This window comes from Pseudooceanicola spongiae (assembly GCF_014899185.1).
In the GTDB taxonomy this organism is placed as follows: Bacteria; Pseudomonadota; Alphaproteobacteria; order Rhodobacterales; family Rhodobacteraceae; genus Pseudooceanicola; species Pseudooceanicola spongiae.
Genome location: NZ_CP045201.1, coordinates 2,274,062 through 2,300,017 on the forward strand (window position 1 = coordinate 2,274,062; position 25,956 = coordinate 2,300,017).

Annotated in this window: 25 protein-coding genes; 8 read left to right on the forward strand and 17 right to left on the reverse strand. The window is 64.5% G+C overall.

Annotated elements, in window-relative coordinates:
- Window positions 1-15: 15 nt before the first annotated feature.
- Window positions 16-516, reverse strand: coding sequence for a type III secretion system chaperone family protein (locus F3W81_RS10765; RefSeq protein ID WP_193079171.1), 501 nt, complete (start codon window positions 514-516; stop codon window positions 16-18).
- A 373-nt stretch (window positions 517-889) separates the two neighbouring features.
- On the opposite strand from F3W81_RS10765, the gene cls reads away from it, so the two are divergent.
- The gene (cls, locus tag F3W81_RS10770) at window positions 890-2,350 is read left to right on the forward strand and encodes a cardiolipin synthase (protein ID WP_193079172.1); all 1,461 of its coding nucleotides are present in this window, start codon (window positions 890-892) and stop codon (window positions 2,348-2,350) included.
- Window positions 2,351-2,368: 18 nt separating this feature from the next.
- Here cls and F3W81_RS10775 read toward each other — a convergent pair whose 3' ends face one another.
- From F3W81_RS10775 to F3W81_RS10815, 9 genes are all read right to left on the reverse strand, one after another.
- Window positions 2,369-3,283 carry a TonB family protein gene (locus F3W81_RS10775; protein ID WP_193079173.1) on the reverse strand — a complete coding sequence of 305 codons (915 nt, stop codon included), beginning with the start codon at window positions 3,281-3,283 and terminating at the stop codon, window positions 2,369-2,371.
- Complete coding sequence (locus F3W81_RS10780; RefSeq protein WP_319022256.1) at window positions 3,280-3,672, reverse strand: ExbD/TolR family protein; 393 nt, start codon at window positions 3,670-3,672, stop codon at window positions 3,280-3,282. Before F3W81_RS10780 ends, F3W81_RS10775 begins: the two co-directional genes overlap by 4 nt.
- 4 nt (window positions 3,673-3,676) lie before the next feature.
- The gene (locus tag F3W81_RS10785; RefSeq protein WP_193079174.1) at window positions 3,677-4,057 is read right to left on the reverse strand and encodes an ExbD/TolR family protein; all 381 of its coding nucleotides are present in this window, start codon (window positions 4,055-4,057) and stop codon (window positions 3,677-3,679) included.
- Between the two features lie 10 nt (window positions 4,058-4,067).
- Window positions 4,068-5,066 (reverse strand): MotA/TolQ/ExbB proton channel family protein, encoded by a 999-nt coding sequence (locus F3W81_RS10790; protein ID WP_193079175.1) that lies wholly within the window; start codon window positions 5,064-5,066, stop codon window positions 4,068-4,070.
- Window positions 5,067-5,363: 297 nt separating this feature from the next.
- Window positions 5,364-6,116 carry an iron ABC transporter ATP-binding protein gene (locus tag F3W81_RS10795; protein WP_193079176.1) on the reverse strand — a complete coding sequence of 251 codons (753 nt, stop codon included), beginning with the start codon at window positions 6,114-6,116 and terminating at the stop codon, window positions 5,364-5,366.
- Window positions 6,113-7,069 carry an iron chelate uptake ABC transporter family permease subunit gene (locus F3W81_RS10800; RefSeq protein WP_193079177.1) on the reverse strand — a complete coding sequence of 319 codons (957 nt, stop codon included), beginning with the start codon at window positions 7,067-7,069 and terminating at the stop codon, window positions 6,113-6,115. Before F3W81_RS10800 ends, F3W81_RS10795 begins: the two co-directional genes overlap by 4 nt.
- Window positions 7,062-7,985: an ABC transporter permease gene (locus F3W81_RS10805; RefSeq protein WP_193083803.1), complete on the reverse strand. Its 924-nt coding sequence runs from the start codon at window positions 7,983-7,985 to the stop codon at window positions 7,062-7,064. Before F3W81_RS10805 ends, F3W81_RS10800 begins: the two co-directional genes overlap by 8 nt.
- Before the next feature lie 29 nt (window positions 7,986-8,014).
- Window positions 8,015-8,953, reverse strand: coding sequence for a siderophore ABC transporter substrate-binding protein (locus tag F3W81_RS10810; protein WP_193079178.1), 939 nt, complete (start codon window positions 8,951-8,953; stop codon window positions 8,015-8,017).
- A 131-nt stretch (window positions 8,954-9,084) separates the two neighbouring features.
- On the reverse strand, window positions 9,085-9,714 hold the full coding sequence (locus tag F3W81_RS10815) for a helix-turn-helix transcriptional regulator (RefSeq protein ID WP_226941641.1): 630 nt from the start codon (window positions 9,712-9,714) through the stop codon (window positions 9,085-9,087).
- Window positions 9,715-9,816: 102 nt separating this feature from the next.
- Here F3W81_RS10815 and F3W81_RS10820 point away from each other — a divergent pair, with 102 nt between their 5' ends.
- Genes F3W81_RS10820 through F3W81_RS10845 form a run of 6 tightly spaced genes read left to right on the forward strand, consistent with a single transcriptional unit; the run spans window position 9,817 to window position 15,478 of the window.
- Window positions 9,817-11,019, forward strand: coding sequence for a substrate-binding domain-containing protein (locus F3W81_RS10820; protein ID WP_193079180.1), 1,203 nt, complete (start codon window positions 9,817-9,819; stop codon window positions 11,017-11,019).
- Between the two features lie 60 nt (window positions 11,020-11,079).
- Window positions 11,080-11,844, forward strand: a complete 765-nt coding sequence (locus F3W81_RS10825; protein ID WP_193079181.1) for an ABC transporter ATP-binding protein — start codon at window positions 11,080-11,082, stop codon at window positions 11,842-11,844.
- Window positions 11,841-12,545 carry an ABC transporter ATP-binding protein gene (locus tag F3W81_RS10830; RefSeq protein WP_193079182.1) on the forward strand — a complete coding sequence of 235 codons (705 nt, stop codon included), beginning with the start codon at window positions 11,841-11,843 and terminating at the stop codon, window positions 12,543-12,545. The genes F3W81_RS10825 and F3W81_RS10830 overlap by 4 nt, the downstream gene beginning before the upstream one ends.
- Window positions 12,546-12,555: 10 nt before the next feature.
- On the forward strand, window positions 12,556-13,554 hold the full coding sequence (locus F3W81_RS10835; protein WP_226941642.1) for a branched-chain amino acid ABC transporter permease: 999 nt from the start codon (window positions 12,556-12,558) through the stop codon (window positions 13,552-13,554).
- A gap of 14 nt (window positions 13,555-13,568) precedes the next feature.
- Complete coding sequence (locus tag F3W81_RS10840) at window positions 13,569-14,636, forward strand: branched-chain amino acid ABC transporter permease (protein WP_407692478.1); 1,068 nt, start codon at window positions 13,569-13,571, stop codon at window positions 14,634-14,636.
- Window positions 14,633-15,478: an alpha/beta fold hydrolase gene (locus tag F3W81_RS10845; RefSeq protein WP_193079185.1), complete on the forward strand. Its 846-nt coding sequence runs from the start codon at window positions 14,633-14,635 to the stop codon at window positions 15,476-15,478. The genes F3W81_RS10840 and F3W81_RS10845 overlap by 4 nt, the downstream gene beginning before the upstream one ends.
- Here the strand turns inward: F3W81_RS10845 and F3W81_RS10850 are convergent.
- The 7 genes from F3W81_RS10850 to F3W81_RS10880 all read right to left on the reverse strand — a co-directional run bounded on the left by F3W81_RS10850 (window position 15,475) and on the right by F3W81_RS10880 (window position 24,083).
- Window positions 15,475-15,714, reverse strand: coding sequence for an Lrp/AsnC ligand binding domain-containing protein (locus F3W81_RS10850; protein WP_193079186.1), 240 nt, complete (start codon window positions 15,712-15,714; stop codon window positions 15,475-15,477). The genes F3W81_RS10845 and F3W81_RS10850 overlap by 4 nt on opposite strands.
- 268 nt (window positions 15,715-15,982) lie before the next feature.
- Entirely contained in the window at window positions 15,983-16,804 is an 822-nt protein-coding gene (locus F3W81_RS10855) for an alpha/beta hydrolase (RefSeq protein WP_193079187.1), read from the reverse strand.
- A gap of 188 nt (window positions 16,805-16,992) precedes the next feature.
- Window positions 16,993-18,372, reverse strand: a complete 1,380-nt coding sequence (locus tag F3W81_RS10860; protein ID WP_226941643.1) for an OpgC family protein — start codon at window positions 18,370-18,372, stop codon at window positions 16,993-16,995.
- Window positions 18,359-20,176, reverse strand: coding sequence for a glucans biosynthesis glucosyltransferase MdoH (mdoH, locus tag F3W81_RS10865; RefSeq protein ID WP_193079188.1), 1,818 nt, complete (start codon window positions 20,174-20,176; stop codon window positions 18,359-18,361). The genes F3W81_RS10860 and mdoH overlap by 14 nt, the downstream gene beginning before the upstream one ends.
- A gap of 20 nt (window positions 20,177-20,196) precedes the next feature.
- On the reverse strand, window positions 20,197-20,373 hold the full coding sequence (locus F3W81_RS10870) for a hypothetical protein (protein WP_193079189.1): 177 nt from the start codon (window positions 20,371-20,373) through the stop codon (window positions 20,197-20,199).
- Window positions 20,370-22,061 carry a glucan biosynthesis protein gene (locus F3W81_RS10875; RefSeq protein WP_193079190.1) on the reverse strand — a complete coding sequence of 564 codons (1,692 nt, stop codon included), beginning with the start codon at window positions 22,059-22,061 and terminating at the stop codon, window positions 20,370-20,372. The genes F3W81_RS10870 and F3W81_RS10875 overlap by 4 nt, the downstream gene beginning before the upstream one ends.
- Before the next feature lie 639 nt (window positions 22,062-22,700).
- A complete protein-coding gene (locus F3W81_RS10880; protein ID WP_193079191.1) occupies window positions 22,701-24,083 on the reverse strand; it encodes an aspartate aminotransferase family protein in 1,383 nt (460 codons plus the stop codon).
- Window positions 24,084-24,386: 303 nt separating this feature from the next.
- Between F3W81_RS10880 and F3W81_RS10885 the strand changes: the two genes are divergently transcribed.
- Window positions 24,387-25,943, forward strand: a complete 1,557-nt coding sequence (locus F3W81_RS10885) for a DUF1217 domain-containing protein (protein ID WP_193079192.1) — start codon at window positions 24,387-24,389, stop codon at window positions 25,941-25,943.
- The last annotated feature ends 13 nt before the right edge of the window (window positions 25,944-25,956 follow it).

Consider the following 25,956-nt stretch of genomic DNA (forward strand, 5'->3'; position numbering starts at 1 on the left):
CGTTGGGGGCAAGTGTTACGCGCGGCCATAAGCCTCTGCAATGGCGACTTCCAGCGCGGCCTTGGGCGGCGTGCCCCCCCAGACGTTCAGCTGGAACGCCGGATAGTAGCGTTCGGCCGAGAGCACTGCGGCGGTGACCATGGTGCTGATCTGCTCGGACGTCGCGATCTGTTCGCCCGACAGCACGAGGCCGTAGCGGTAGACCATCAGCTTCTGATCAGCCCAGTAGGTGAAGGCACCGGCCCAGCACTGGTCGTTGACGAGGTTCAGCAGCTCGTAGAGACCGGGCAGGCTGTCCTCGGGCGGGTCCATGTCGAAGGTGCAGACCATGCGCAGGGTTTCGTCGTAAGCGGACCAGGCGAGCGTGATGGAATAGGTCCGCCACAAGCCTACGACCGCCATGGCGATCTGGTCTTCGGCGATCCGGTCAAAGTCCCATTCGTGGTGCTCTGCCAGGGTTTCGACGATGTCGATCGGGTGCAGTTCTTCGGAGATGAAGGAGTCAGTCAAGGCCATGGCGTCACCTCTTGTATTGCATAGCGCAGGGGGCCTAGCAGCACCCACACGCTAGATGCCTACTCTAGAAACGGGGAGAATTCCTACGTCTCTTACCAGATATGGTGGTGCGCTGGCGACAACCTGTAAAGCTACTTTTTGTGGATAAACACGATTTGTTGTGGATGAAGAAAGCCGACCCACGAAATCTCGCCTAAAACCGGGGCAGAGGGAGGAACTCGGGGGGCGGAGGCGGACCCGGCAGAATCGAAGCCGCAGAATCGAACAGGGCCATAACGCGGCGGGGTGTTTGATGGCTGGCGCGGGCTGGGCAAATAGTGCGACGATGCCGGACACTCAGGCCCCGCGCGCGGGCAGCAAGGACCCCAACCCCATGATCGACATTACACTCTGGCCGACGACGCTGATGGTCCTGCATCTGGTGTTTCAGGCCGGCTTCACGATCCGGGCTCTGCTGAGACCGCACCGCGAGCCCTCGGCGCGCATGGCCTGGGTGCTGGTGATCAACGGGGTGCCTGCCTTTGGGATGCTGACCTACTTTCTGTTCGGCGAGACCAATATCGGGCGGCGTCGCGCGGCGCTCTATCGTCATACGGCGTCGCTGCTGGAGGGGGCGCAGAGCCATGACCCCGATCACGACGCCGAGGCCGCGGAGGTGCGTGCGCCCAATGCGCATCTGTTCCATGTCGGCACCTCGATCAGCGGGCTGCACCCTGTGGGTGGCAACGCGGCACGGCTGATGGAGAATTCGGACGCGGCGATCGCCTCCATCGTCGCGGATATGGACAGCGCGCGGACCACTGTGCACCTGCTGTTCTACATCTGGCTGACCGATTCCAACGGCTCCAAGATTGTCGAGGCGGCGATCCGTGCGGCGAAACGCGGTGTCACGGTGCGCGCGATGGCCGATGACATCGGATCGCGCGGCATCATCAAATCTGCGGACTGGACGCGGATGCAGGCGGCGGGGGTGCGGCTGGCCCGGGCGCTGCCGGTCAGCAATCCTTTCCTGCACCCGATCCGGGGCCGCATCGATCTGCGCAATCACCGCAAGATCGTCGTGATCGACAATGAGGTGACCTATTGCGGCAGCCAGAACTGTGCCGATCCGGCCTTTCTGCCCAAGGCCAAGTATGGACCCTGGGTCGATCTGGTGGTGCGCTTTGAAGGACCCGTGGCGCGGCAAAGCCAGCTGCTGTTCATCGCCGACTGGATGGCCCATGTCGACGAGGATCTGCGCGATCTGGCCCAGCCCGACCCCGAAAGGACGGAGGCGGCAGAGGAGGGTTTTACCGCGCAGGTGATCGGCACCGGCCCCACCGTGCGCCCCACCGCCATGCCCGAGATGTTCGAGGTGCTGATGCATGCCGCCCGGCGCGAACTGGTGGTGACGACGCCCTATTACGTGCCGACCGAGGCGATGCAATCGGCGCTCTGCATCACGGCGCGGCGCGGTGTGGCGACCAGCATCGTCTTTCCCCTGCGCAACGATTCCTTCATCGTCGCCGCCGCCAGCCGCAGCTATTATTCAGAGCTGCTGGCCGCCGGGGTGCGGATTTATGAGTACCCCCTTGGCCTGCTGCACAGCAAATCGCTGACGCTGGATGGCGAGGTGTCGATGATCGGGTCGGCCAATCTGGATCGGCGCAGCTTTGAGCTGAACTATGAAAACAACATCCTGATCAGCGATGTGGCCCTGACCGGCGCGCTGCGCGAACGCCAGCAGAGCTATATCGACGTCGCCTATGAGGTGCTGCCCGCCGATGTCGCCGCATGGTCGCTGGGGCGTCGGCTCTGGTACAACGCCATCGCCATGTTCGGGCCGGTGCTGTGAAGGCCGTGCTCTGGGGGCTTAGCTGAAGTCCATCGGCAGGTTGAAGGCATAGCTGGGCTTGCTGAGACCAGAGGGCGCAGTGGGCATCCGCCCCGAGCGCTGGACCGCCAGCATCGCCGCCTGATCGAAGGCCGCCACCCCAGAGGAGCGCACAACCTGCGCCCCGAGGACGGCGCCGTCACGCCCCACCACGATGCGGACCACGACGCGGCCCTGCTGGCCACGCATGCCGCCGGGAAAGCGCTTCTTGCGCTCGATCCGGGTGCGGATCTGACTGCCCCAAACGACCTCGAGCCGGGCTTCGGCCTTGCCGTTGCCCGCCTTGACGGTGCCATTGCTGGTGCCGGCCTGCTGCGAGCCGCCATTGCCCGCCGCGCGCTGCGTCGCACCGCCTTCGCCACCGGGACGGGCCTTCTGGGTGCGCTCGGCTTTGACGGCCTTCGGCTTGGGCGGCGCGGGCGGTTTCGGGACGGCAAGGTTTTCGGGGCGCTGCTGCGGGCGTTTGGAGAGGGTCGGGCTCGGCGCGGCCTCGGCCACCTCTTGTGGTTCCGGCTCAGGCTCGGGTTCGGCCTCGGGGGGCGGCGGCACGTCCTGATCGACCTTCGGCAGAGCGGCCGTGTCGGGCAGCGCCTCGGCCAGCTCCATACTGGGGAAACTGGGGCGCGGTGCGGTCTGGGCCACAGGCGCTTCGGGCGCAGGTTCGCTTTGCGGCTGGGTCATTTCGGGGGTGTCGGGCTGGGCGACGTCGGGCGGGGTTTCCCAGGCCTCGACCATCTCGACCATGCCGGGGGCGGCGCCTTGCAGCGAGACCAGCGCCTGACCGCCCTGCCCGCCTGCGTCCGAGCCTTCATCGGCAGGAATGCGCATCGCGATGGCGACGTGCAGACCGACGGCCAGCGCCAGAAAGGCGGTGGTTTCCAGCAGCCGCCTCATTGCGGGGCCACCACGAGGGCGACGTTCTTCAGGCCCGCCTCGGTCAGTGCGCGCAGGGTGCGGGCGACGGCAGCGGCTTCGGTCGTGGCATCGGCGCGCAGCTGGGGAATGCCGGGGTTGCCCCGATTCTCGGCCGCGAACGCCTCGATCGCCGCCGGGCCGCGCAGGTCACGCAGACCGGCCTCGCCCTCGGTCGAGAGGTAGAGCGTGGTGGTATCGTCGGCCTCAGCCCCCTCGGCCGCGCTTGGTGGCTGGATGGGAAAGGGTTCGGGCGGCGTCAGGCGCGAGGTCATCAGGAAGAAGATCAGCAGCAGAAACACCACGTTGATCATCGGCACGATGGATTCGCCCCGGGGGCGGCGCGGCGGGTCTGAGAAATTCATCGCCATGGGGTTATTCCACAAGCACGAGATGGGTGAAGCCGGCGGCCCGCAGGATCGCGGCGGTGTCGACAACGCGCTGCAGCTTGGCACCGTCGGCTCCGCGCAGGATGATGGTATCCTCGGGCTTTTCGGTCAGGCCCTGCATCTGGGGGACAAGGTCGCCCTGCGCCGTCTCGACACCGTTGACCTTGAGCCCCTCGGGCAGGATGTCGACCAGCCGGGGCGGGCCCGCATAGCCCTGCCCGGCCGAGGCAAGCGGCAGCGGCAGCACCGCATCCATACCAAAGCGCGAGGCCAGCATGAAGAACACCAGCAGCAGGAACACCACGTCGATCATCGGCGTGAGGCTGGGCTTGCGGCGGGGGCGCGGCCTGTCGGGAAGGAAGGTCATCGCGGCGGCCTTACTGCGCCGCGAGTTTCGAGATGTTGCTGGTGTGCGTGATCCCCTGCCCCGGCAGATCGGCGACAAAGATCCGGGCAGAGAGATCCTCCAGGTCGGCGCGCAGGGAGTCCAGCACGGCCTCGAACCAGGTCAGCGCGGCAGAGGCGGGAATGGCGACGGCCATACCGGCGGCGGTGGTCAGAAGTGCCTCCCAGATACCGCCGGCGAGCAGGGCGGGGTCGGCCTGGCTGCCGGCCTCTTGCAGCGCCTGAAAGGCCGAGATCATCCCCATCACGGTGCCGAGCAGACCCAGCAGCGGCGCGATGGTGGCGATCAGTTCAAGCGCGCGCAGGGCGGTGCCCTGACTGGTCAGCAGGCGGCGGGCAATGCGCGAGGTTTCTTCGCGTGCGGCGTCTTCGTTCAGCGCCATGCGGGCGCGCATCGCGCTATGCACAAGGCGAGACCGGACGCCGCCCCGGCCCTGCACCATGGCAATGGCAGTGGCAGCTTCGCCCTGTTCCCAGGCCTCGACGGCCTTGCGGGAGGTGCGGCGCGACCATGCCCCGGCGAGGACGAGGCGCCAGATTTTCCACAGGATCAGTGCGACGGTGACGACCGACAGGGCGGCAATCGCCCAGATCGCGGGGCCGCCGTCGACCAGGAATTTGACCGAGCTGTCAACGGAATCGCTGAGGATCGCAGTGACGCTGCGCGGCTCTTGCGGGGTGATCTCCGGCAGAGGGGCGAGGTCGACATCGGGGGTGGTGTCTGCGGAAAGGGCCTCAGCAGGGGCGGCCTCGGTGGGGATCGTGACCTCAGGCGCGCTGGTGGGCGCAGGGGCCTGGGTGACGCCGGGCAGGGTCGGTGCCGCGTCCGCCTGAGCGCCCGAAAGCGCCATCGGCTGCATGGTGTCGCCAACGCTGGGGGCCGCGTCGGGCGTGGCTTCGGTTTGGCCAAAGGCGGCCCCGGCGGCAATCAAAAGCGCCACCCCTGCAAGTGCCAGACGCTGCCTGACCATGTTGATCTCCTTTTCAAGGAACGGTGCCGGTTGCGGCGCGTCGTCCCGTAGGCCTGGGCCCATCCTGGGTGCCTTGGTCGCACCGACAGGGGCAGACCGAGTACCGGTTCATCCCACCACGCAGCACAACCCGCTTTGCCCGATGATTTTCTGGATTGCTGGCAGAACACAAAGGGGGGTGCGAGGGAAAATCGACTGAACCCGGTGACGGTCGCTGGCTTTAGCGTGGGATTAAGATAACTGAGTAATACAGTCAACTATATTCCCGCGATCCGCACCGCTCTCGCTCTGCCCGGCCTAGACCATGACGAAGGGGCGACCGTCGATGTGCGAAATCTCGGCATCGGTGCCGAAAACATCGCGCAGCAGGCTGTTGGAGACGACCTCGGCCGGGGTGCCTAGGGCGGCGATTCTCCCTTGCTTCAGGGCGACGATGCGGTCGGCGAAGGCCGCGGCATAGTTGATGTCGTGCAGCACGATGAGGATGGTCTTGCCGTCATTGTCCGCCATCTCGCGCAGCAGGCGCATCAGGCCGCGGGCACCCGCGATGTCGAGGTTATTGAGCGGCTCGTCCAGCAACAGGTAGTCGGTGTCCTGCGCGAAGGCCATGGCGACGAAGGCGCGCTGCCGCTGGCCGCCCGAGACCTCATCCAAGAAGCGATCCCCGATCTCCAGCAGCTCGAACCGGGCGAGCGCGGCTTCGATCAGCGCGTCATCGGCCGCGGTCGGGCGGCCCCGGTGCCAGGGGTAGCGGCCAAAGCTGACCAGCTCGCGCACCCGCAGGCGGGCGGAGACATGGGTGCTTTGCGCCATGATCGCCAGCACCTTGGCGAGGTCGCGATCCGCGCAGGCGCCGATCTTGAGGGTGTCGACCGTGATCTCGCCCTGTTTCAGCGGGGTCAGGCGGGCGATGAGGGAGAGCAGCGTGCTCTTGCCCGCGCCGTTCGGGCCGATCAGAGCGGTGATGCCGCCCTTGGGCAATTCGAGCGAGATGTCGTGCAGGATCTGCGTCCCGCCGATGAAATGATTGACGCCAGAGAGACGGATCATGCGCGTTTCCTTTTCACCAGAAGGACGAGGAAGAGAATGCCGCCGATCAGCTCGATCACGACCGTGAGGGGGGTGGTGAGGTCGAGCAGACGCTCCATCACCGTCTGGCCGCCGACGAGGATGATGCAGCCGGTCAGCGCAGCAGAGGGCAGCAGGATGCGGTGGCGTTCGCTGGGCGTTATGACATGGGCCAGCGCCGTGACGATCAGCCCGAAGAACGAGCCTCCGCCCCCCGACATCGGCCCGACCAGCGCCGTCGAGGCGGCGACGAGGATGCAGATCAGCACCAGCGCCTGCGCCTGTCCGCGCTTTGGGTTCTCGCCAAGGCCGGTCGCGGTGGCGTCACCGAGGGCAAGCACGTCGAGACGGGTGCGCATGCGCCAGGCGAGTGCGAGGGCGGGCAGAGTGACGAGGGCCGAGAGCAGCAGCAGCGAGGGTTCCACCTGAGTGAAGCGGGCGAAGGAGACCGATTGCACCATCTGGAATTCGGCCGGGTCGATCATGCGCTGCAGGAATTCGGTGACCGAGCGCAGCAGGATGCCGAGGATCAGGCCCGTCAGCACCAGCCGCATGATGTCGCCGCGTGCGCCCTTTTGCAGCAGGCCGAACAGCAGCATCCCCAGCGCCGTCATGCCCGCGACGTTCATCGCGAACAGCAGCGCGGCGGGCAGGCTGGCATAGCCGACGCCGCCCAGCACATGCACCAGCAGCGTCAGCACCATGACGTAGAGCGCGTCAAACCCCATGACCGAGGGCGTCAGGATGCGGTTCGCAGTGATGGTCTGGAACAGCACCGTCGCCACCGACAGGCCGACGCCGACCAGCAACATCGAAGCCAGCTTGGTGGCGCGATAGGGCAGCAGGAAGCTCCACGCGCCCTCGGCCCCGAGGCCGATGTAGATGGCGCAGGCGATCAGCAGCAGGGTTGAGAGCAGGATCAGACGTTTAGCCACGGCGCGGCTCGGAATAGAGCAGCGCGAGGAAGACGACCGCGCCCGCGATGCCGACCAGCGAGGCGACGGGGATCTCGAAGGGCGCGCGCAGCACGCGGCCCAGCATGTCGCCCACCAGCACGAGGCCCGCGCCCGACAGGGCCGCCACGGGCAGCGCGCGGCGCAGGTTGTCGCCCATGCGGCGCGCGATGATATTGGGGATGACGAGCCCGACGAAAGGGATCGCGCCGAGGGTGACGACGACCATCGCCGTGGTGACCGAGATCGCCGCCAGCCCCAGCCCCGAGACCAGCGCGACGTTCAGCCCGAGGCCCTTTGCCGCGTCCTGCCCGAGGCTGAGGACGGTGATGCGATCGGCGATCAGCCATGTGACTCCGGCAGCCGCCGCAGCGCCCCAGAGCAGCTCGTACCGGCCTTGCAGCACGCCGGAGAGCTCGCCCGTCAGCCAGCTGCCGAGGAACTGCATCATGTCGCCCTGATAGGCAAAGAAGGTGACAACTGCGCCGATGACGCCGCCGTAGACCAGCGCCACAAGCGGCACCAGCAGCGGCTGGGTCGGCGGCAGTGGGCGGATCAGCAGCAACAGGCCCGCGCTGCCGATCAGCGTGGTCAGGGCCGAGATGCCCATCTTGGCCCAGATCGCCGAGGCGGGGAAAAACACCGAGGCAATGAGGATGCCGAGCGCCGCGCTCTGCCCTGCCCCCGCCGTCATCGGCTCGACAAAGCGGTTGCGGGCGAGGATCTGCATGATCTGGCCAGTCACCGCCAGCGCGGCCCCGGCCAGAAGGGCTGCGAGGGTGCGCGGCAGGCGGCTGACGATCAGCACCTGCTGGCTGGCAGGGTCAGTCAGAAAGCCCGACAGCGACACCGGCACCGCGCCGATGAACAGCGAGGTGATGGCCAGTGCCGCAAGCAGGACGAGGGCGAGGCTCCAGCGGAGCGGTGTCAGGGCTTTGCCTCCGCCTGCGGGGTGTTCAGCGCCTCAGTGATCTGATCCAGCGTGCGCATCAGCGAGCGGATACCCCCGGCGGCGACATAGGCCTCGGCTGTCGACAGATAGATGACACGGCCGGATTTCCACGCCTCGGTATCGGCGACAAGCGGGTTGTTCAGCGTCGCGGCGGCGTTTTGCGCACCGTCACTGACGGTGGTGCCGCGGTCGATCACCAGCAGCGTGTCGGGGTTGGCCTGCGCGATGTACTCAAAGGACACCGGCTCGCCATGGTTGGAGGTCTGGATGCCTTCCACCGCCTCGGGCCAGTCGAGGCGCGTGTGCATCCAGCCAAAGCGGCTGGCAGCGCCGTAGGCCGAGACCTTGGGGCCGTTGGTCAGGATGATCATAGCGCGGCCGCCATGGGCGGCGACGGCAGCTTTGGCCGCGGCGGTCTTGCTGTCGAGCTGGTCTTTCAGGGCCGCAGCCTCCGCCTGTTTGCCGAACAGCGCGCCATAGGCGTCGAGGCGCGCGATGCCGTCACCAATCGCATCCGGACCGATGGTCATGTCGACCACGGGGGCAAGGCGCGAGAGCATCTGTGCCTGCGCGACGGCGCGCCCGCCGACGATGATCAGATCCGGGCGCAGCATCGCCATCTTTTCGAAATCAGCGTCGAACATGGTGCCGACGACGGTCGCGCCCTTCGTCTCGCCGCTCAGCACATCAAGGTAGAGCGGCGTGACGATGCCGACGGGGATCACGCCCAGTGCCGTCAGCGTGTCGATGGCGGCGATATCCAGCGCGGCGATCTTGGTCGGCACGCCCGACAGATCAACCGGGCCGGTCGCGGTTTGCAGGGTCACGGGGTCGGCCATGGCCAGCCCGGCGCTGAACGAGAGCGCGAACAGGGCAGCGGCGGCGGCTTTCAGAGGGGCGGAAATCAGGGGCATGGCTCTCTCCGATGGCGCGGCGCCGGGGGGCGGGCGCAGTCAGCATCGGGGCTACCGCGTCGCAAATGAAGGGTCAAGCGCATACCCAACAGAAACGATCAGAGATCAAGGAGGGGTGATCCGTGCGGGCCCTATTTCGTGTCGCTGCGGGTGACGATGTGGTCCTGATAGACCCCGGCGAGGCAATTCAGCAGGCCGCTGGTATTATTAACGGCGAACTTTTTCAGCAGCTTGGCGCGATACACCTCGACCGTGCGGTGAGAAATATCGAGCTTCAGCGCGATTTCCTTGCTGGTCAGGCCGTCGGCGAGCAGCGAGATGATCTCTCGCTCGCGGCGGGTCAGGGGGATGTAGGGGCGGATCTGGCTGAGGTCGGCAAAGCTCCAGACGGCGCGACCCAGCGGGGCATCGGGGGTGAAGGAATGGCCGCGCACCCGGCACCAGAACAGCGTGCCGTCGCGGCGCGCCATGATGCGTTCATCCCAGTAGGTGTTGGTTTCGCGCAATTGCGCGACCCCGCGGTCGCGCACGTTGGAGAACTCGGCATGGCTGGGATAGAGGCGGGCGAACAGCTGGTCGCGCAGATCGTCGGGGCGATAGCCGAACATGGCGGCGAAGGCGAAGTTGCAGTCGCGGATCACCCGGTTTTCGGTGACGACAAGGCCGATGGGCGCATGGGCATAGGCCAGCGCCGCGAAATCGCCTGTCTCGAAGCAGGTGGAGATGTCTTCGCCGGTCTCCGGCGCGCTACGTATTTTCACGATCTTGCCCAGACTGCCCATGCGGTGGACTCTAGGGGCATACGGTAGAGCACGCGAGCGCGACCCGCAACGCGCGTCCTCTGCGTTATCTGGGAGGATAATATGAGACATTTGAGACAGGTGATGGGCGTGGCCCTTGCCACGATGACCCTTGCCACCGGCGCTGTCGCGCAGGAGGACCCGATCAAGATCGCACTGGTTCACGGGCTGTCAGGCTCCAGTCTGGAGGCCTATTCCAAGCAGACCCAGACCGGCTTCGAGATGGGGATCGAATACGCCACGGGCGGCACCAACATCGTCAAGGGCCACCCGATCGAGCTGATCGTCAAGGACACGCAGTTCAAGCCCGACGTGGCCCGCGCTGTTCTGGCCGAGGCTTATGGCGATGACGAGGTGCTGCTGGCGGTGGGGGCGACCTCCTCTGGTGTGACCAAGGGGATGCTGCCGATTGCGGCGGAATACGAAAAGCTGCTGATCGTCGAGCCTGCCGTGGCCGACAGCCTGACCGGGCCGGACAGCAACCGCTATGTTTTCAAGACCTCGCGCAACTCGTCGATGGACATGCAGGCACAGGCGATTGCCCTGAAGCCCGACGAGACCCTGTTCGTTGCCACCTTGGCCGAGGATTACGCCTTTGGCCGTGACGGTATCGCCGCCTTCAAGAGCGCGCTGGAGGGCACGGGCGCCACGCTGGTGGATGAGGAATACGTGCCCCAGGGCACCGCCGATTTCACCGCCGCAACCGAGCGGATGTTCAATGCGCTGAAGGACAAGGACGGCCGCAAGGTGATCCTCGTCTACGTCGCGGGTGTCGGGGATGCACCGGGCAAAATCCAGGCGATGGACCCGGGCCGCTATGGCATCGACATTTCGATGGGGGGGAACATCCTGCCGGTGCTGCCGACCTACAAGCGGTTTCCCGGCATGGAGGGCGCAGTCTATTATTACTACGAGGCCTACGACAACCCGATCAACACCTGGCTGGTCGAGGAGCATATGAAGCGCTTCGAATCGCCGCCCGATTTCTTTACAGCCGGTGGCATGGCGGCGGCCCTGGCCGTGGTCAAGGCGATCGAGACCGCCGACAGTCTTGAGACCGAAGACCTGATCGCCGCGATGGAGGGCATGTCCTGGGACACCCCCAAGGGCGAGATGACCTTCCGCCCCGAGGACCATCAGGCGCTGCAGAGCATGGTGCACTTCAAGATCCGCGTCGATGACACCGTCGACTGGGCGATCCCCGATCTGGTGCGCATCATCGAGCCCGCCGAGATGGACATCCCCATCGGTCGCACCAACGACTGATGCCCCTGCCCCGGCTTTGCGATCCGGCCGGGGCACCCTTTGCATAGAATTCAGGGCACCATGACCCAACCTAGCCTGATCACGCGCGATCTGACGATCCGCTTCGGTGGCCATGTGGCCGTCAACGCTGTCTCCTGCGCCTTTCACCCCGGAGAGCTGACGGTCATCGTCGGCCCCAATGGGGCGGGCAAGACGACCTATTTCAACCTCATCTCGGGCCAGCTGACGGCCAGCTCCGGTCAGGTCATCAAGGACGGGGTCGAGCTGACGAAGATGGCGCCCTCGGGGCGCGCGCACCACGGGATTGGCCGGGCGTTTCAGCTGACCAACCTGTTTCCCGCGCTGTCGGTGCTGGAGAATATCCGTCTTGCCGTGCAGGCCCGCGCCGGGATGGGCTGGCGTCTGCTGCGCCCTGTCAGCCACTTTCGCGCCCTGACCGAAAAGGCCGAGCACTACCTTGAGGCGACGCGCCTGACCGCGCGCGCCCACCAGCCAGCCGCCCTGCTGCCGCATGGCGATCAGCGCAAGCTGGAGGTGGCGCTGCTGATGGCGATGGAGCCCGATATCTACATGTTCGATGAACCGACCGCAGGCATGAGTCTGGACCACGCCCCCGAGGTGTTGGAGCTGATCGCGGGCCTCAAGCGCGACACCTCGAAAACCGTGCTGCTGGTCGAGCACAAGATGGAGGTGGTGCGCGCGCTGGCTGACCGGATCATCGTTTTGCACAACGGCGAGCTGCTCGCCTCTGGCGATCCGGCCGAGGTGATGGCCAGCCAGCTGGTGCGTGATGTCTACCTCGGCAAATCCGAGGATGCGGCATGAGCGTGCTGAGCCTGCGCGGCCTGCGCACCAATATCGGCCAATACGCCGTGCTGCATGACGTCAGCATCGAGGTGCCCGAGGGCGGGGTCTTCGTGCTGCTGGGGCGCAATGGCGCGGGCAAGACGACGACGCTGCGCTCGATCATGGGGCTATGGGCGCCCTCGCCCGGGTCGGTGTTCTTTCGGGGGCGCGATATTTCGGGGATGCACACGGCGGATATCGCCCGGCTGGGCCTCGCCTTCGTGCCCGAGAACATGGGCATCTTCGGCGGCCTGACGGTGGCCGAGAACATGGTGCTGGCCACGCGCAATGGCCAGTTCGACAAGGGGCGGCTGGGTTATGTGCAGACGCTGTTTCCGGCGCTGAAAAAGTTCTGGGACGCGCGCGCAGGCAGCCTCTCGGGCGGGCAGAAGCAGATGCTGGCCGTCGCCCGCGCCATTATCGAACCGCGTGAGCTGATTTTGGTGGATGAGCCGACCAAGGGGCTGGCCCCGGCGATTGTCGATGCCATGGCCGATGCCTTTGCCGAGATCGGGCAGAGCACGACGATCCTGTTGGTCGAGCAGAACTTTCAGTTCGCCAGGCGGCTGGGGCGCGACATGGCGGTGATCGAGGACGGGCGGATCGTCCATGCGGGCAGCATGGCCGATTTCGCGGCGGATGCAGAGTTGCAGGGCCAGTTGCTGGGCCTGTCGGCATGAGGGTGTCGGCATGAAGGGATTTGGAATGACGCGTTGGATCGAGAAAATGGGCGGGGTCAATCTGCTGCCGGTCGCGGTGATGCTGGTGGGCTTCGTGCTGATCGGCGCGCCGTCGTCCTGGGTGACGCTGACGGTGGCGGGGCTGGCGATGGGGATGATGGTGTTCCTGATGGCGAGCGGTCTGTCGCTGGTGTTCGGGCTGATGGATGTGCTGAACTTCGGCCATTCGGCCTTTGTCAGCTTTGGCGCCTTCGTGGCGGCCAGTGTGCTGGCAGGACTGTCCGGCTGGCTGGGCGCACCGTCTGTATTGCTGAACGTCGCGGCATTGGCGCTGGCACTGGCGGCGGCGCTGGCCTTTGGCCTCGCGGCGGGGCTGTTCTTTGAGCGGGTCATCATCAAGCCGGTCTACAAGGACCACCTGCGCCAGATCCTGATCACCATGGGCGCCCTGATCGTGTCGGAACAGATCATCCTGGCGCTTTGGGGTGGCACGCCGATCACGGTGCACCGCCCAGCGTTCCTTGAGGGTGCCTGGATCATCGGCGACATCAGTATCGAGATCTACCGCGGCTTTGCCTTCGCCCTCGGGCTCGTCGTCTTTGCCGGCCTCTATTTCACGCTGAACCGCACCCGGCTGGGCCTGCTGATCCGCGCCGGGGTCGAGAACCGCGAGATGGTCGAGGCGCTCGGCTTTCGCATCGACCGGCTGTTCGTCGGTGTCTTCATGCTCGGCTCGGCGCTGGCAGCGCTTGGGGGCGCGATGTGGGCGGGGTACCTGACACTGATCACCCCGGCCCTGGGCGGCGAGATGATGATCGTGGTGTTCATCGTGGTGATCATCGGCGGGTTGGGCAGTATCGAGGGCACGCTTCTGGGCGCGCTGATGGTCGGGCTGGTCAGCAACTACGTCGGCTTTCTGGCCCCGAAACTGGCACTGGCATCGAACATGATCCTGATGATGGCCATTCTGATGTGGCGCCCCTCGGGCCTGCGCCCGGCTGTGAAGTGAGGCGCGGTATGAGCATGAAACCAACCTATGGCAGCATCGGCGTCAAGCTGGTGGTTCTGCTGATCGCCGCTGCGCTGCTGTTCGCGCCCTTCCTGTTTCAGGACGTCCGCTCGATCGAGGTGGCGGCGCGGATCTGCATCTTCATCGTGCTGGTGGCGAGCTATGATCTGCTGATCGGCTACACCGGGATCGTCAGCTTTGCCCATACGATGTTCTTTGGCTTCGGCGCGTATGGCGCGGCGATCCTGCTGAAACAGATGGGGCCGGGCTGGGCGCCGGTGGTGCTCGGCGGGCTGGCGGGCATCGCGCTGTCGCTGGTCATCGCGGTGGCCATCGGGTTGCTGTCGCTGCGGGTCAAGGCGATCTTCTTTGCCATGATCACGCTGGCGGCGGCCTCGGTCGCGCTGGTGCTGGCGTCGCAGCTGTCGCATCTGACGGGGGGCGAGGACGGCATCACCTACAGCGCGCCGGACCTGTTCAAACCGGCAACCAAGCTGCTGGTCGATGCAGAGGGCAAGGTGCTGAAGATCGCCGGGGTGCGGATGAACGGCAAGATCGCGGCCTATTACTTCGTGTTCCTGTCCTCGGCAGTGCTGTTCGGGCTGATGCTGCGGCTGGTCGGATCGCCCCTTGGCACCGTGCTGAAGGCGATCCGCGAGAACGAGGCGCGTGCCGAGGCAATCGGCTATCGCGTCGTCGCCTACCGGACGTTCGTGTTCTGCATCTCGGCTGTCGTCGCCTCGCTCGCCGGGACGATCTATGCGGTCTGGCTGAAGTACACGGGGCCGGAGACAGCGCTGAGTTTCGACATCATGATCGACATCCTGCTGATGGTGGTGATCGGCGGCATGGGCACGATGTGGGGGCCGGTGATCGGCGCGACCCTGCTGGTGATCGCGCAATACTATCTGCGCGATCTGATGGGGGCCGCGGCCGAGGCGGTCTCCTCCGTGCCGCTGCTGCCAGAGCTGCTGAACCCGGATCGCTGGCTGTTCTGGCTGGGCATCCTGTTCATTCTGCTGGTCTATTTCTTCCCCAAGGGGATCGCGGGCACGGCGATGGAAAAAGGCGTGCGGCAATGAACGCCCCCCGGTTTGCGCTAGTGCCGGTGCAGGGCCACGAGATCCACGTCACCGAATGGGGTGATCCGGGTCAGCCGGGGCTGGTGCTCTGGCACGGTCTGGCGCGCACGGGGCGGGATTTTGATGAGCTGGCCGAGGCACTGTCGGAGGCGTTCTTCGTGCTCTGCCCCGACACCATCGGGCGGGGGATGTCGAGCTGGGCGAAAACCCCGGAGGTCGAGTATTCCATCGCGCATTATGCCGCGATCGCCACTGGCCTGCTGGATCACTACGGTCTGGCGCGGGTCGCCTGGCTCGGCACCTCCATGGGCGGGATGATCGGGATGCGGCTGGCCTCTGGCCCGCATGCCGACCGGCTGCGCTGCCTGATCCTGAACGACATCGGGCCGGAAATCCCGACGGCCGCGATTGACCGGATCCTCGCCTATGTCGGGGACCTGCCCTCTTTCGCAAACGTCTCGGAGGGAGAGGCCTGGCTGCGTGAGGCCTATCTGCCTTTTGGCCCTGCGAGCGATGTTTATTGGCGGCGGATGGCGCTGACCTCAGTTCGCAGGCGCGAGAGCGGTGACCTGACGCTGCATTATGACCCGAAGATCGTGGTGCAATTCACCGCCTCGCCGGACGAGGTGCAGGTCTGGGAGCGCTACGCGCGCATCAAAGTGCCGACGCATATATTTCGCGGTGGCAAATCCGATCTGCTGACGGCTGGGATCGCCGCGCGGATGCAGCAGAGCGGCCCGAAGCCGGGGCTGACGGTGCTGGGCGATTGCGGCCATGCACCCAGCCTGACGCGCCCGGACGATATCGCGCGGGTGCGGCAGGTGCTGCGGGATCTGCTCTAGAACGCCTTGAAGGTCAGCGTCGTCAGGGTCCGCTCGATCCCGTCGATGCCCGCAAAGCTTTCGTTGACGAAATGGCCGATATCGCCGCCCTCGGGCGGGTAGATCTTGACCAGCAGATCGAACTCGCCGCTGGTCGAATAGAGCTCGGAGTGGAATTCGCGCAGAGATATGGCATTGGCGATATCGTAGGTGGTGCCCGGTTTGCAGCGCACCTGAACGAACAGAGGGGTGGTCATCGGGTCATCCTTTTCAGCCGTGTCTTCGCCACAGAATGCGCCGGGAGAGGACGGAGTTTCAAGGCGGCTCAGCGCGGCAGCCCGTTTTCCTTGGTGCGGGCGTCCTCCAGCAAGGCTCAGAAGGTGCCTGTCCGGACCAAGCGCCTCTGTCGAGAGGGCACCAGCCACGCAAGCTCTTCGACCGCCAGCCGCGCACGGTCGCACGGGACCACAGGCGGGACGGAGAGGGCCACGCGGATACCGGTGGTCTGCGCGGTTAGCCTACGGCTCAGCCGACAAAGGCCTCGGTCAGGGGATGGTCGGGATCAGCCAGCCCATCGATCACGTCGAAATGGGTGCGGCCGTTTTCGATGACCCGCGTGCAGGTGGCGATGCCTTCTTGCCAGGCCTCGGTCAGGATCGCGGTCTGGCGCAAAAACTCCGGACGCTCGTTTCCTCCGACCCAGGCCGTCAGGCGCAGGTCAGGGCGCGGATCGCGCAGGACCGGGCTTTCGGCCCGCGCCTCAGCCGCGTCGAGGTTCAGCGCCTCGTTCATAGAATGCAGGCGCAGCGGGCGCAGATCATGCAGACCGGAGATCGAGGTGATCTTGTCGATCCGCGCAGCGACCCGGGGCGTCAGGGGCGCGTTTGTGCAGCCCATACGCGTCACCAGATGCCCGCCTGCGGAGTGCCCGGCCAGACAGATCGGGCCCGGCACCCGGCTGGCGGCAGCGTGCAACGCCGCGCCGATCTGCGCCGTGATCGCGGAGATCCGGGCCTCGGGGGCGAGGGTGTAGCTGGGGATCGCCACAGCCCAGCCACGCGCCAGCGCACCGGCGGCCAGATGCGACCAGATGCTTTTGTCAAAGCGCAGCCAGAATCCACCATGCACAAAAACCGCCAGGCCCCGAGGGGCGGCTTTCGGCAGAAAAAGATCGAACCGCGCGCGTTCGGCATCGCCATAGGGCAGGTCCAGCTCAGCATCCGGCCATGCGGCGCGAAAGGCGGCGGCCTGTGCGCTCCAGCGGTCGGGATACTGGGCTGCGCCGGGGATATAGGACGCGTTCTCAAATGCATCCTGCCAGTCAATGCCGCTTGTCTCGGTTGCCATACTCTGCCTTCCACCTCAGTCCTGCTGCCTGGACCAGTTTGCAGACTTACGGATTGGCGCAGAGAACACAATTGACTGATGAGACAAAAAAGCCCCCGTCGGGACGGAGGCTTTGTCATGGGTGCGAAAAGGCACCCCCCAGACCGATACGGCTATAAAATGGCCTCAACGCGCCCCGCCCCGGCACGCTATGCCGGGAGCTTGGTCTTTGCCGTGACGCTTACACGGGTCGGGGCCGGTTCTGGCACTGGCGCAGGGTGGCGAGGACGGCGGGCAAGCTCGCTCACCCATGCTGCCAGAACCTGGATGAGGAGACCGGCGATCGGCAGCACAACAGGCATCCAGAGGCTACCGGGGTCTGCCCGCATGAACACCTGAAACAGCAGGCTGAGCATGGTGCCGATAGAAAACACCACCAGCCCATGACGGCCCATCAGGCGCAACGGGGCGGCAAAGGTCGAGGCAGACGCCCACTTCACAGCCGACAGGGACGACAGGACATAGAAGAGCGCCAGCACGTGCAACAGACGCGGCAGCGACAGGAAGGTCTTGTCGTGAGCGACGATGAAGAACGGCACCCCTGCCCCACCGAGGCGCGCCAGTTGCGAATTCAGCGCATTGGCCAGAGCCGGGATAAACATCCATGCCACGACCAGCACCAGATAACCGGAGGCAAGCGCAAACAAGACCCGCGATTTGGGCACGAAACGCTTGCCTTGCCGCAGTTGCATCCCTGTCAGAAGACCGATCACAAAGATCAGCTGCCAGGCGATCGGGTTGAAGAACCAGCCGCCCTCATTGGGGAAGTTCGGCAGGTTGAGGCGCAGGACGCCCGCCGCGAACCAGATCAGCAGCGACACGGCAAAGGTCAGCCGGGGCGCGCGCAGCCCCGCGAACAGCACAACAGGCGCCGTCAGCAGAAGAACCGAATAGGCAGGCAGGATATTCACATAGCCAAGCTGATGTGTCAGCGCCGGAATACCGATCATGGCGCCAGGGGTGTTCTCGAACACCTGACGCAGGTTGATCTCGGACAGAAGCGCAGGCAGGCCGAAGGTATTCGCGCCCCAGGCGTAGATCGCGATGGCCCACATGGTCAGGAAAACCTGCACGAGATAGAGGGTCCAGGAGCGCTTCCACACCGGTGAAATCGCCGCCCATGCGCCGTCTCGCTGCAGGATCGCGGGGGCAAAACGCCCCGAGTAGGCGATGCCCGCCGCGATGCCCGACATGATGAAAAAGCCCTCTGCGGCATCGGAAAAGCCGTAGTTGCGGGTGGTCAGCACTTCGAACGGGTTGCCCGGTACGTGATCGACAAAGATCATCGCCAGAGCCAGACCGCGGAACGCATCAATGCGCATGTCCCGCGGACGTTTGGCCGTGGCAGAGGGTGGCACGGCCGAGCCGCTGCCTGAACCGCCGCCCGAAGCGGACCCGCCGGAGCGGCCTGCGGGTTTTACCGGGCGCGCCCCTGCGAGATGCCGATCCGGCACTCTGGAGGATCCGCTATGTGTCGGGAAATCAAGAACTTGGCCCTTGATCGGCGCGGGAATGTCACGCGGCGACATGCGCGTGGTCTCCCGCCTCGGGGGTCGAGGTTGGACCCGGGCGGCCCGACTGGGCGACCCAGCGGGCATGAATGGTGCGATAGGCGGCGACAACGGTGCCGCGTTCGTCTTCCTCGGGGGTCTTGAACAGGCCGCCGAAAAGCTGGCGTGAGCTGTAGGTGATCAACAGCGGTGCGGCGAGCATCGGCAGGCTGACCGGCATCAGCCAGAGCACGAGCGCCGGTGCGATCTGCCACACGCCAAGCAAGGCAATCGCCCCGAAAAACGAAATCCACAGGCCAGCGCGCAGGCCCTGACCCAAAGTGAGGCTGCCTTCGCCGCGCTGGTTGGCGGGCCAGCCGCCATCCCGCCCGGACAGGACCTGCAGGACTGCCTTGGATTGGTACATCAGCATCACCGGCGCCATCAGCGAAGACAGCAGCAGCTCGACCAGTACGGAACCGGCGGCAAGTGCGCCTCCGCCGAAGCCCTGCGCGCGACGCGTCGCGATGGCCTGAAGCAGGATGCCGAGCTTGGGAACGACCAGCAGGCCGACAATGCCCATGCCGAGCGCGATGATCTGTTGCGTACGATCCGAGGGGAAAACGGGAAACAACTGGTAGGGTTCGGGGAAGTAGTCCGGCGCCGGAGCCATGACCGTGGCAGCAATGGAGGCCAGCAGGAACATTCCCCAGAGCAGCGACACGATATAGGCGAAGATGCCTTGGACAAAGACGAAGCGGCTCCAGGTGCGCAACCCGGGGGCGGTCAGCAGGCGCATGTGCTGCAGGTTGCCCTGACACCAGCGACGGTCGCGCTTGGCGAAGGAGAGCACGTTCTCGGGCCCTTCCTCGAACGAGCCGGGGATCGTTTCATCCATATGGACAGTCCAGCCGCCACGCGCCAGCAGAGCCGCCTCAACATAGTCGTGGCTGAGAATATGGCCCCCAAAGGGCGGCAGGCCCGACAGCGGTGGCAGAGCACAGCTTTCGGCGAAAGCGCCGGTGCGGATGATGGCGTTATGGCCCCAGAATGGGCCTGTGTCGCCCTGCATCCGTCCCAGACCACGGGCAAACACGGGCGAAAAGAAGCTGGCGGCAAATTGCATCGCGCGCCCGAAAAGCGAGGTTGCGCCAATGATTTTCGGCAGCGTCTGCAGCAGGCCCAGCTTGGGGTCGGCCTGCATCTGCGCGATCATGCGCCGGATCGTGGCGCCTTCCATCAGGCTGTCGGCGTCCAGGATCACCGCAAATTCATAGGCAGCACCGGAATTACGGATGAAATCCTCGATATTGCCAGCCTTGCGGCCACGGCTGTCCTGCCGACGGCGGTAGAAAATGCGGCCCTGCCCATCGGTTTCGGCGAGCAGGCGAACGAAGGTATTGCGCTCCTGAGCCGCGGCATCGTCATCCCGGGTATCGGAGAGGACCGCGAAATCGGCGTTCACGCCTGCGGCCTGAACCGAGGCATCCATCGCTGCGATCCGCGCGAAAGTGGCGACGGGATCTTCGTTGCAGATGGGCACGAGAACGACGGTGCGCGGCTGCGGCATGGCAATGTCGGGCACGACCCGTTTCTGCCCTCGCCCCGGCAGACCCAGAAGAGCCTGCGCGGCCCCCCAGGACAGCCAGGCGGTGGTGAGAAAGATCAGTGTGGCGCGGGCATAATCCCAGACGTCATTGCCATCGGCAACAGCGGCTTCAAGCAGCAGGACGGTGGCCGTGGTGGCAGCCACAGCACTGAACCCCAATGAAAGGACCCGGTAAATCCGGGCCCGCTTCACGTCTTGTTTTTTGAGATCGGATCGCTGTGGATCAGCCGACATGCGCACACCATTCTCCCCCATCAGGCGATGTGGAGGAACGAGGCGAACCGGGACAACCAGCCGATCGAGCTGGCACGCGCTTCGCGTTCAAGCACCTGCCGCGGCATGTCCAGAGGGGCCATTGGCGGCTCCCAGTGGGTGGCTTCGATGGCGGTTGCGTTCAAGGCGGCGGCTTCCATGTTCATTTCGGCTTTCATTCCTTCACCCACTGGTAGAGCCAGGTTTCGGTGAGCTGACGCCCGTAGCCCGATACACTGGCCTTGATCTCAACAATACTGCCGTCAGGGGCGGAAACTTCCGTCACAAGACGCCACGTCTGCGTGCCATCGATGTAACTCAGGACCGTCTCGACGATCTCTCCGTTACTGACCTGCACGGTAGGGGAAACCTCTGCATCCGCTGGAAGTTCCCCAAGAAGTCCGCCTGCGAAGTCGATAACGAACTTTCGGCGGTCCTTTGCTGGTTTTACGCCCGCTACGCCGCCATGACCGGCGCGGGTGCGCAATACCTGTGCAAGTTCTGTCTCGTCGCTGCCCGGGGTCATACCCCAGATCATGCGGTAGGAGACCTCGAAACTTGCACCCTTGGTAAAGCTCGCATCGGGCACCCAGAAGGCGACGATATTGTCGTTGCCCTCCAGATCCGAGGGGATCTCAACCAGACGGACGAACCCTTTGCCCCAGTCGCCAATCGGCTCGATCATGAGGGACGGACGCAGGTCATAGCGCGCACCCGCATCAAGATAGTCGTCGAAGTCACGGCTGCGCTGGACCAGCCCGAAGGCCTTAGGTGTCATCGCCCCGAGGTAGGACGACGCAAGTCGCGGCGGGTTTTTCAGGGGACGATAGAACCGATCGCCGCCCTGGGTATCCAGGACCAGCGCCTGACTGTCGTGCACGGCGGGGCGATAGTCGTCGAATTCGCCCTTGTCGGCCGAGCCGAACAGATACATCGAGGTCAGCGGCGCGATCCCGATCTGTTCAACGTCATTGCGCAGGAAGAGGCGCGTCGTGACGTCGATCTCGGTGTTCTCGCCCGGACGGATCGCAAAGCGATAGGCGCCGGTCAGCGAGGCGGATTCGAGCGAAGCGTAGATCACGGCTTCGTCCGATCCGGGCGCGGGACGCTCAAGATAAAACGCCGAAAACCGTGGGAATTCCTCACCCGACGACAGGCCCGTGTTCACCGCAAGCCCGCGCGAGGACAGGCCATAGCGGTTGCCCCGGCCAAGCGCACGGAAATAGGACGCCCCCAGAAAGGCGACGAGTTCGTCGAAGGTGTCGGCACGGTTCAGCTGTGCGTTCAGGCGGAAGCCCGCAACGCCCGGCATGGCGAGGTCTTTCGGGATCTGCGTGTTGAGCGGCTCATGATAGAGGAAATCCGCCGTCGAGAAGGTCATCGGCAGCTTCATCCCGTCGACGACTTCGAACAGTCCGACGGTTTCCTTGAACAGCCAGCCCATCGAAAACGCATTGACCTGAAACAGCGACTCGCCATCGCGCCAGCGGGCGCGCTCGGGGTTGAACTGGATGCGCTGATAGCCGTCATAATCGAGCTGGGAGAGAAAGCCCGACAGCGCTTCGGGCTGACGCGGCTCCTGCGTGGCAAGCTGGCGCATCTCTTCGGTCAGAGTGTCGAAGGTGAAGGCTTGCGGCTGGGGCTGTTCAGGGGCCGCCGCTTCGGCGGGTTGTTCGACAGGCGCCGCGGCGTCTTGCGCGAAGGCGGGAAAGCCCACCACGGCGAAGGCCGTTGAACCAGCGAGCTGGCGCAAAAGCCGCCTGCGGGCAGGCGAGGCGAGCGCGCGGACGACAGGGTCAGCGTTCCCTGCCCGGCGCGGCGATTGGCAGGCGTCGGAGGGGCAGATCACGTTGGCATTCGGCAGCATTTGGTATCCTCAAAAAGCACGTTTCCCGAAACGGGATATAGTCCGAGATTTTCCCGTCGGACGAGCAGAGGCAATCCTGCCGGGTCGTTACGGCAAGCATTCGCCGTGCCGACCCTGCCGCAACGCAGAAAACTTGCCGATGGTTCAATGCGCAAAAGGCAGATTTTTGCGTCTGAGGCTCATGAGCAGGATAAATCCTGTGATTCCGGATGGTTGCCAGCAGGCAAAATATCGCTATCCGGGCACTCCCCGCCAGCGGTTTCTGCAGGCGCGAGGTTAGATTTAAGCAACTATCCGCCGACTTCAACCATAGGATCACGCCTCGCTCACGGGAACAGCGAAAAGCGGCTCATCATATTTCTGAATTGTAACCTCTGGTGAGGCGCATCAAGGAGAATCATGCAGGTGCAGAAAGCCGGCCCTGCATTGTCGGAATAGCCGGATTGCGGAGAACGCTGCAGCGCCCCGTTCCGCCCGTGGATTCGCCGGCATGATCACGCATTTTTTACCATGTTTTCGCTCAGCCGCCCAATAATTGCCCACCGAGGGGCGTTCAGCAAAAGGGGCGCAATGCGATGCGCCCAGACGGAAAAGGCGCGGAGAACCCCCCGCGCCTTTGTAGCAATCACACTTGCAGACTCAGACCAGACCTTCGGCCTTGGCCCATTCATAGGTGCGATCAAGACCGCGCCCCATACGCAGGATGATCTCGGCCACATCGTCTTCGGTCACGATCAGCGGCGGGCACAGCGCCAGCGTCTCATAGACCGAGCGTGCGATGAGCCCCTCTTCCGTGCAGAACGCCGAGGCTTTTGCGGCCATCATGCCTGCGGGCTCAAAGCTCTTCTTGGTCGCCTTGTCAGCCACCAGCTCGATCCCCGCGATCAGGCCGACGCCACGCACTTCGCCCACCAGCGGATGGTCGGCGTATTGGCGCAGACCGGTCTGGAACTGCTCCTCAAGGCGCGCGGCATTGCCGATCAGGTCGCGCTCTTCGATGATCTTGATGTTCTCAAGACCGACCGCCGTGGCGACAGGATGCCCGGAGCCAGTGTAGCCATGCCCGAACGAGCCGAGCTTGGCGGTGTTGTCAGCGATGGCGCCATAAACCTCGTCGGTCACCATGATCGCGGCCAGCGGCATATAAGACGACGTGATCTGCTTGGAGAGCACCAGAATATCCGGCTCAAAGCCATATTTCTCGCAGCCGAAGGCCGTGCCCAGGCGACCGAAACCGTTGATCACCTCATCCGCCACCAGCAGGATGTCGTACTTCTTGCACAGCGCGGCGATGCCCGGCCAGTAGCCCTCGGGCGGGACCATCACGCCACCTGCCCCCATCACCGGCTCGCCGATGAATGCGCCGATGGTTTCCGGACCCTCGGCCAGAATGGTGTCCTCGCACTCCTTCAGCAGGCGGGCGGTGAACTCGGCCTCGCTCTCGCCCTCAAGGCCATAGCGCCAGAAGTGCGGCGCGGTCAGGTGGGTGACAGGGATCGCGGGCAGGTCGAAATCGCGGTGGTTGCCCGCCAGACCCGTGAGCGAGCCAGAGGCGACGGTGATGCCGTGATAGCCCTTGTTGCGCGCCAGGAACTTCTTCTTCTCGGGGCGACCGAGGGCGTTGTTCATGTACCAGACCATCTTGACGACGGTATCGTTCGCCTCGGAGCCGGAGTTGGTGAAGAAGCACTTCGTCAGATGCGCCGGAGTCATCTCCGCCAGTTTTTCGGCCAGACGGATCTGCGGCTCATGCGCCTTGTGCGCAAAGATGTGGTAGTAGGGCAGTTCCTGCATCTGCTTGGTCGCGGCGTCCACAAGGCGCTGTTCGGAAAAGCCGACGGCGACGGACCACAGACCCGCCATACCTTCGATGTACTGCTTGCCATTGGTGTCGTAGACGTAAATCCCTTCACCACGCGCAATGATCATCGGGCCCTGGACCTCATGCGCGCGCATGTTGGTATAGGGGTGGATGGAGTGGGCGATGTCCGCCGCAGCAAGGGAATTTGAAAGATCGTTCATGTAAGGCTCCTTTGAGAACGCGCCGGACCGGCCCGCGCGACAGGCAGATGCAGCGGACACTAGCCGGGCAAAGCGGCGGAGAGAAGAGAAAGTGCGATCGCACTTCGAAATCCTGTCTTCGCTTGGGCCGCCGGCGACAGATAATCAGACAATCCGATGCAAAAATCGCCCCCGCCGATACGCAACGTTAAGGCACAGACCTTACCCAATATCTCAAACTGGGCTGAAGTTGCGATTGCCGGAGGCGGAGCAGTGTTTACACCGACAGTCATGGGAACGGGCGTTTCCGGATACGAATTTTTGATGCGGACCCGCGAACGCCAGCAAGAGCTTTTGGCGAAATCGGCGCCTGTGGCCCGTGATACCGATCGTTTTGTCAGCAAACTGAAGGATATTCAGACCTCCGATCAGCTGATGGAGGATCGGTCGGTGCTGAAGATCGCCCTTGGTGCGTTCGGGCTGGACGAAGACATCAACAATACCGCCTTCATCAAGAAAATCCTCGATTCTGACCTGTCGGATGGGAAATCTCTCGCCAACCGTCTGGCCGACAAGCGCTATCTTGCCTTCGCGAAGGCCTTCAATTTCGCGGGCGAGGGCGGGCCGTCGATGCCCACGACCAAGTCCTCCGACGATGTGAGCGCGCAACTGGCCAGTATCCAGAGCGCCGACGATCTTCTGGACGATCCGGCACTACTGCGCGCCACCCTGAAAACCTTCGGGCTGGAGGCGGACTCCGGCAACGCCTATTTCCTGAAACAGGTGCTGAACTCCGATCTGACGGACGAGGACTCCTTCGCCAACCGGCTGTCCGACCCGAGGTATGCCGCGCTCGCGGAAGCTTTCGATCTGTCGGGCAAGGTACGGGATCAGGAAAGCCTCTATGGCTATGCAAAGAGGTTCGCGGACAAGGCCAGCGACATCCGCACCCCTGAGGCGTTGCTGGAGGATAGTGAACTTCTGGGCGCCACCTTGAAGATGTTCGGACTAGAGGCCGACGCCGAGGAAACGGTGTTTCTGGAGGCTGTCCTAACCTCGAACCTGAGGGATAAATCCTCTTTCGCCAATCAGCTGGAGGACAAGCGCTATGCCGCCCTCGCCGGGGTGTTCGATCTGGCGGCCATGGCCGAGGCGGATGCAAACGGCGAGGAGTTCACCAGCACCCTTCAGAAAGTGGTCAAGACGGTCACATCGCGCACCACCCAGATCGACACCCCTTCGGACTTTTTCAAAGACATCCCGCTCATGCTGGCCACCTTTGAGTTCTTCGACCTGCCCTCGCGCACGGACAGCGTCCCCTTTGCCAGCCGCATCCTCGAGTCCGACCGCAACAGCCCGACATCGCTGCTGAATGTCTATCCCGACGAGCGCTATCGCGCCTTCGCCGACGCGTTCAACTTCAAATCTCCCGACGCAGGGCGCAGCTATCCTGCGGGCTTTGCAGAAACCGTTGTCGAAAACTATCTTGACCGGCAGTTTGAAATCGAGATCGGCTCGGCCGACCCAGACATGCGCATTGCCCTGTCAATGGAGCGGGATCTGAAACAGGTCGTCGCCGCCGGCAGCAGCAACAATTCCCGCTGGTTCGGAATATTGGGCTCAAAGCCGCTACGAGAGGTTTTCGAGACGGCATTCCAGCTGCCCTCAAGTTTTGCCTCTCTGGATATCGATCGGCAGAGTGCTGAACTCCAATCCAGATCAGAGCGCCTGTTCGGCACCTCGGATGTTGCGAAACTGGCCGAAACCGATGTGCTGAACGAGGTCCGGCGGCGCTATCTGCTCCTGAGCAATGTCAGTTCAAGCGGCGCAATGTCCTCGGCCAGCATCGTGGCTACCTTGCTGGGCGGGGGCGAGGAGTAGACGCGAGGCTTAT

Excerpts from the sequence above, each read along its gene's own strand:
- F3W81_RS10765 (WP_193079171.1), bottom strand. The coding sequence starts at position 516 with ATGGCCTTGACTGACTCCTTCATCTCCGAAGAACTGCACCCGATCGAC.
- cls (WP_193079172.1), top strand. The coding sequence starts at position 890 with ATGATCGACATTACACTCTGGCCGACGACGCTGATGGTCCTGCATCTG.
- F3W81_RS10775 (WP_193079173.1), bottom strand. The coding sequence starts at position 3,283 with ATGAGGCGGCTGCTGGAAACCACCGCCTTTCTGGCGCTGGCCGTCGGT.
- F3W81_RS10780 (WP_319022256.1), bottom strand. The coding sequence starts at position 3,672 with ATGGCGATGAATTTCTCAGACCCGCCGCGCCGCCCCCGGGGCGAATCC.
- F3W81_RS10785 (WP_193079174.1), bottom strand. The coding sequence starts at position 4,057 with ATGACCTTCCTTCCCGACAGGCCGCGCCCCCGCCGCAAGCCCAGCCTC.
- F3W81_RS10790 (WP_193079175.1), bottom strand. The coding sequence starts at position 5,066 with ATGGTCAGGCAGCGTCTGGCACTTGCAGGGGTGGCGCTTTTGATTGCC.
- F3W81_RS10795 (WP_193079176.1), bottom strand. The coding sequence starts at position 6,116 with ATGATCCGTCTCTCTGGCGTCAATCATTTCATCGGCGGGACGCAGATC.
- F3W81_RS10810 (WP_193079178.1), bottom strand. The coding sequence starts at position 8,953 with ATGCCCCTGATTTCCGCCCCTCTGAAAGCCGCCGCCGCTGCCCTGTTC.
- F3W81_RS10820 (WP_193079180.1), top strand. The coding sequence starts at position 9,817 with ATGAGACATTTGAGACAGGTGATGGGCGTGGCCCTTGCCACGATGACC.
- F3W81_RS10825 (WP_193079181.1), top strand. The coding sequence starts at position 11,080 with ATGACCCAACCTAGCCTGATCACGCGCGATCTGACGATCCGCTTCGGT.
- F3W81_RS10830 (WP_193079182.1), top strand. The coding sequence starts at position 11,841 with ATGAGCGTGCTGAGCCTGCGCGGCCTGCGCACCAATATCGGCCAATAC.
- F3W81_RS10835 (WP_226941642.1), top strand. The coding sequence starts at position 12,556 with ATGAAGGGATTTGGAATGACGCGTTGGATCGAGAAAATGGGCGGGGTC.
- F3W81_RS10840 (WP_407692478.1), top strand. The coding sequence starts at position 13,569 with ATGAAACCAACCTATGGCAGCATCGGCGTCAAGCTGGTGGTTCTGCTG.
- F3W81_RS10845 (WP_193079185.1), top strand. The coding sequence starts at position 14,633 with ATGAACGCCCCCCGGTTTGCGCTAGTGCCGGTGCAGGGCCACGAGATC.
- F3W81_RS10850 (WP_193079186.1), bottom strand. The coding sequence starts at position 15,714 with ATGACCACCCCTCTGTTCGTTCAGGTGCGCTGCAAACCGGGCACCACC.
- F3W81_RS10855 (WP_193079187.1), bottom strand. The coding sequence starts at position 16,804 with ATGGCAACCGAGACAAGCGGCATTGACTGGCAGGATGCATTTGAGAAC.
- F3W81_RS10860 (WP_226941643.1), bottom strand. The coding sequence starts at position 18,372 with ATGTCGCCGCGTGACATTCCCGCGCCGATCAAGGGCCAAGTTCTTGAT.
- mdoH (WP_193079188.1), bottom strand. The coding sequence starts at position 20,176 with ATGTCGGCTGATCCACAGCGATCCGATCTCAAAAAACAAGACGTGAAG.
- F3W81_RS10870 (WP_193079189.1), bottom strand. The coding sequence starts at position 20,373 with ATGAAAGCCGAAATGAACATGGAAGCCGCCGCCTTGAACGCAACCGCC.
- F3W81_RS10875 (WP_193079190.1), bottom strand. The coding sequence starts at position 22,061 with ATGCTGCCGAATGCCAACGTGATCTGCCCCTCCGACGCCTGCCAATCG.
- F3W81_RS10880 (WP_193079191.1), bottom strand. The coding sequence starts at position 24,083 with ATGAACGATCTTTCAAATTCCCTTGCTGCGGCGGACATCGCCCACTCC.
- F3W81_RS10885 (WP_193079192.1), top strand. The coding sequence starts at position 24,387 with ATGCGGACCCGCGAACGCCAGCAAGAGCTTTTGGCGAAATCGGCGCCT.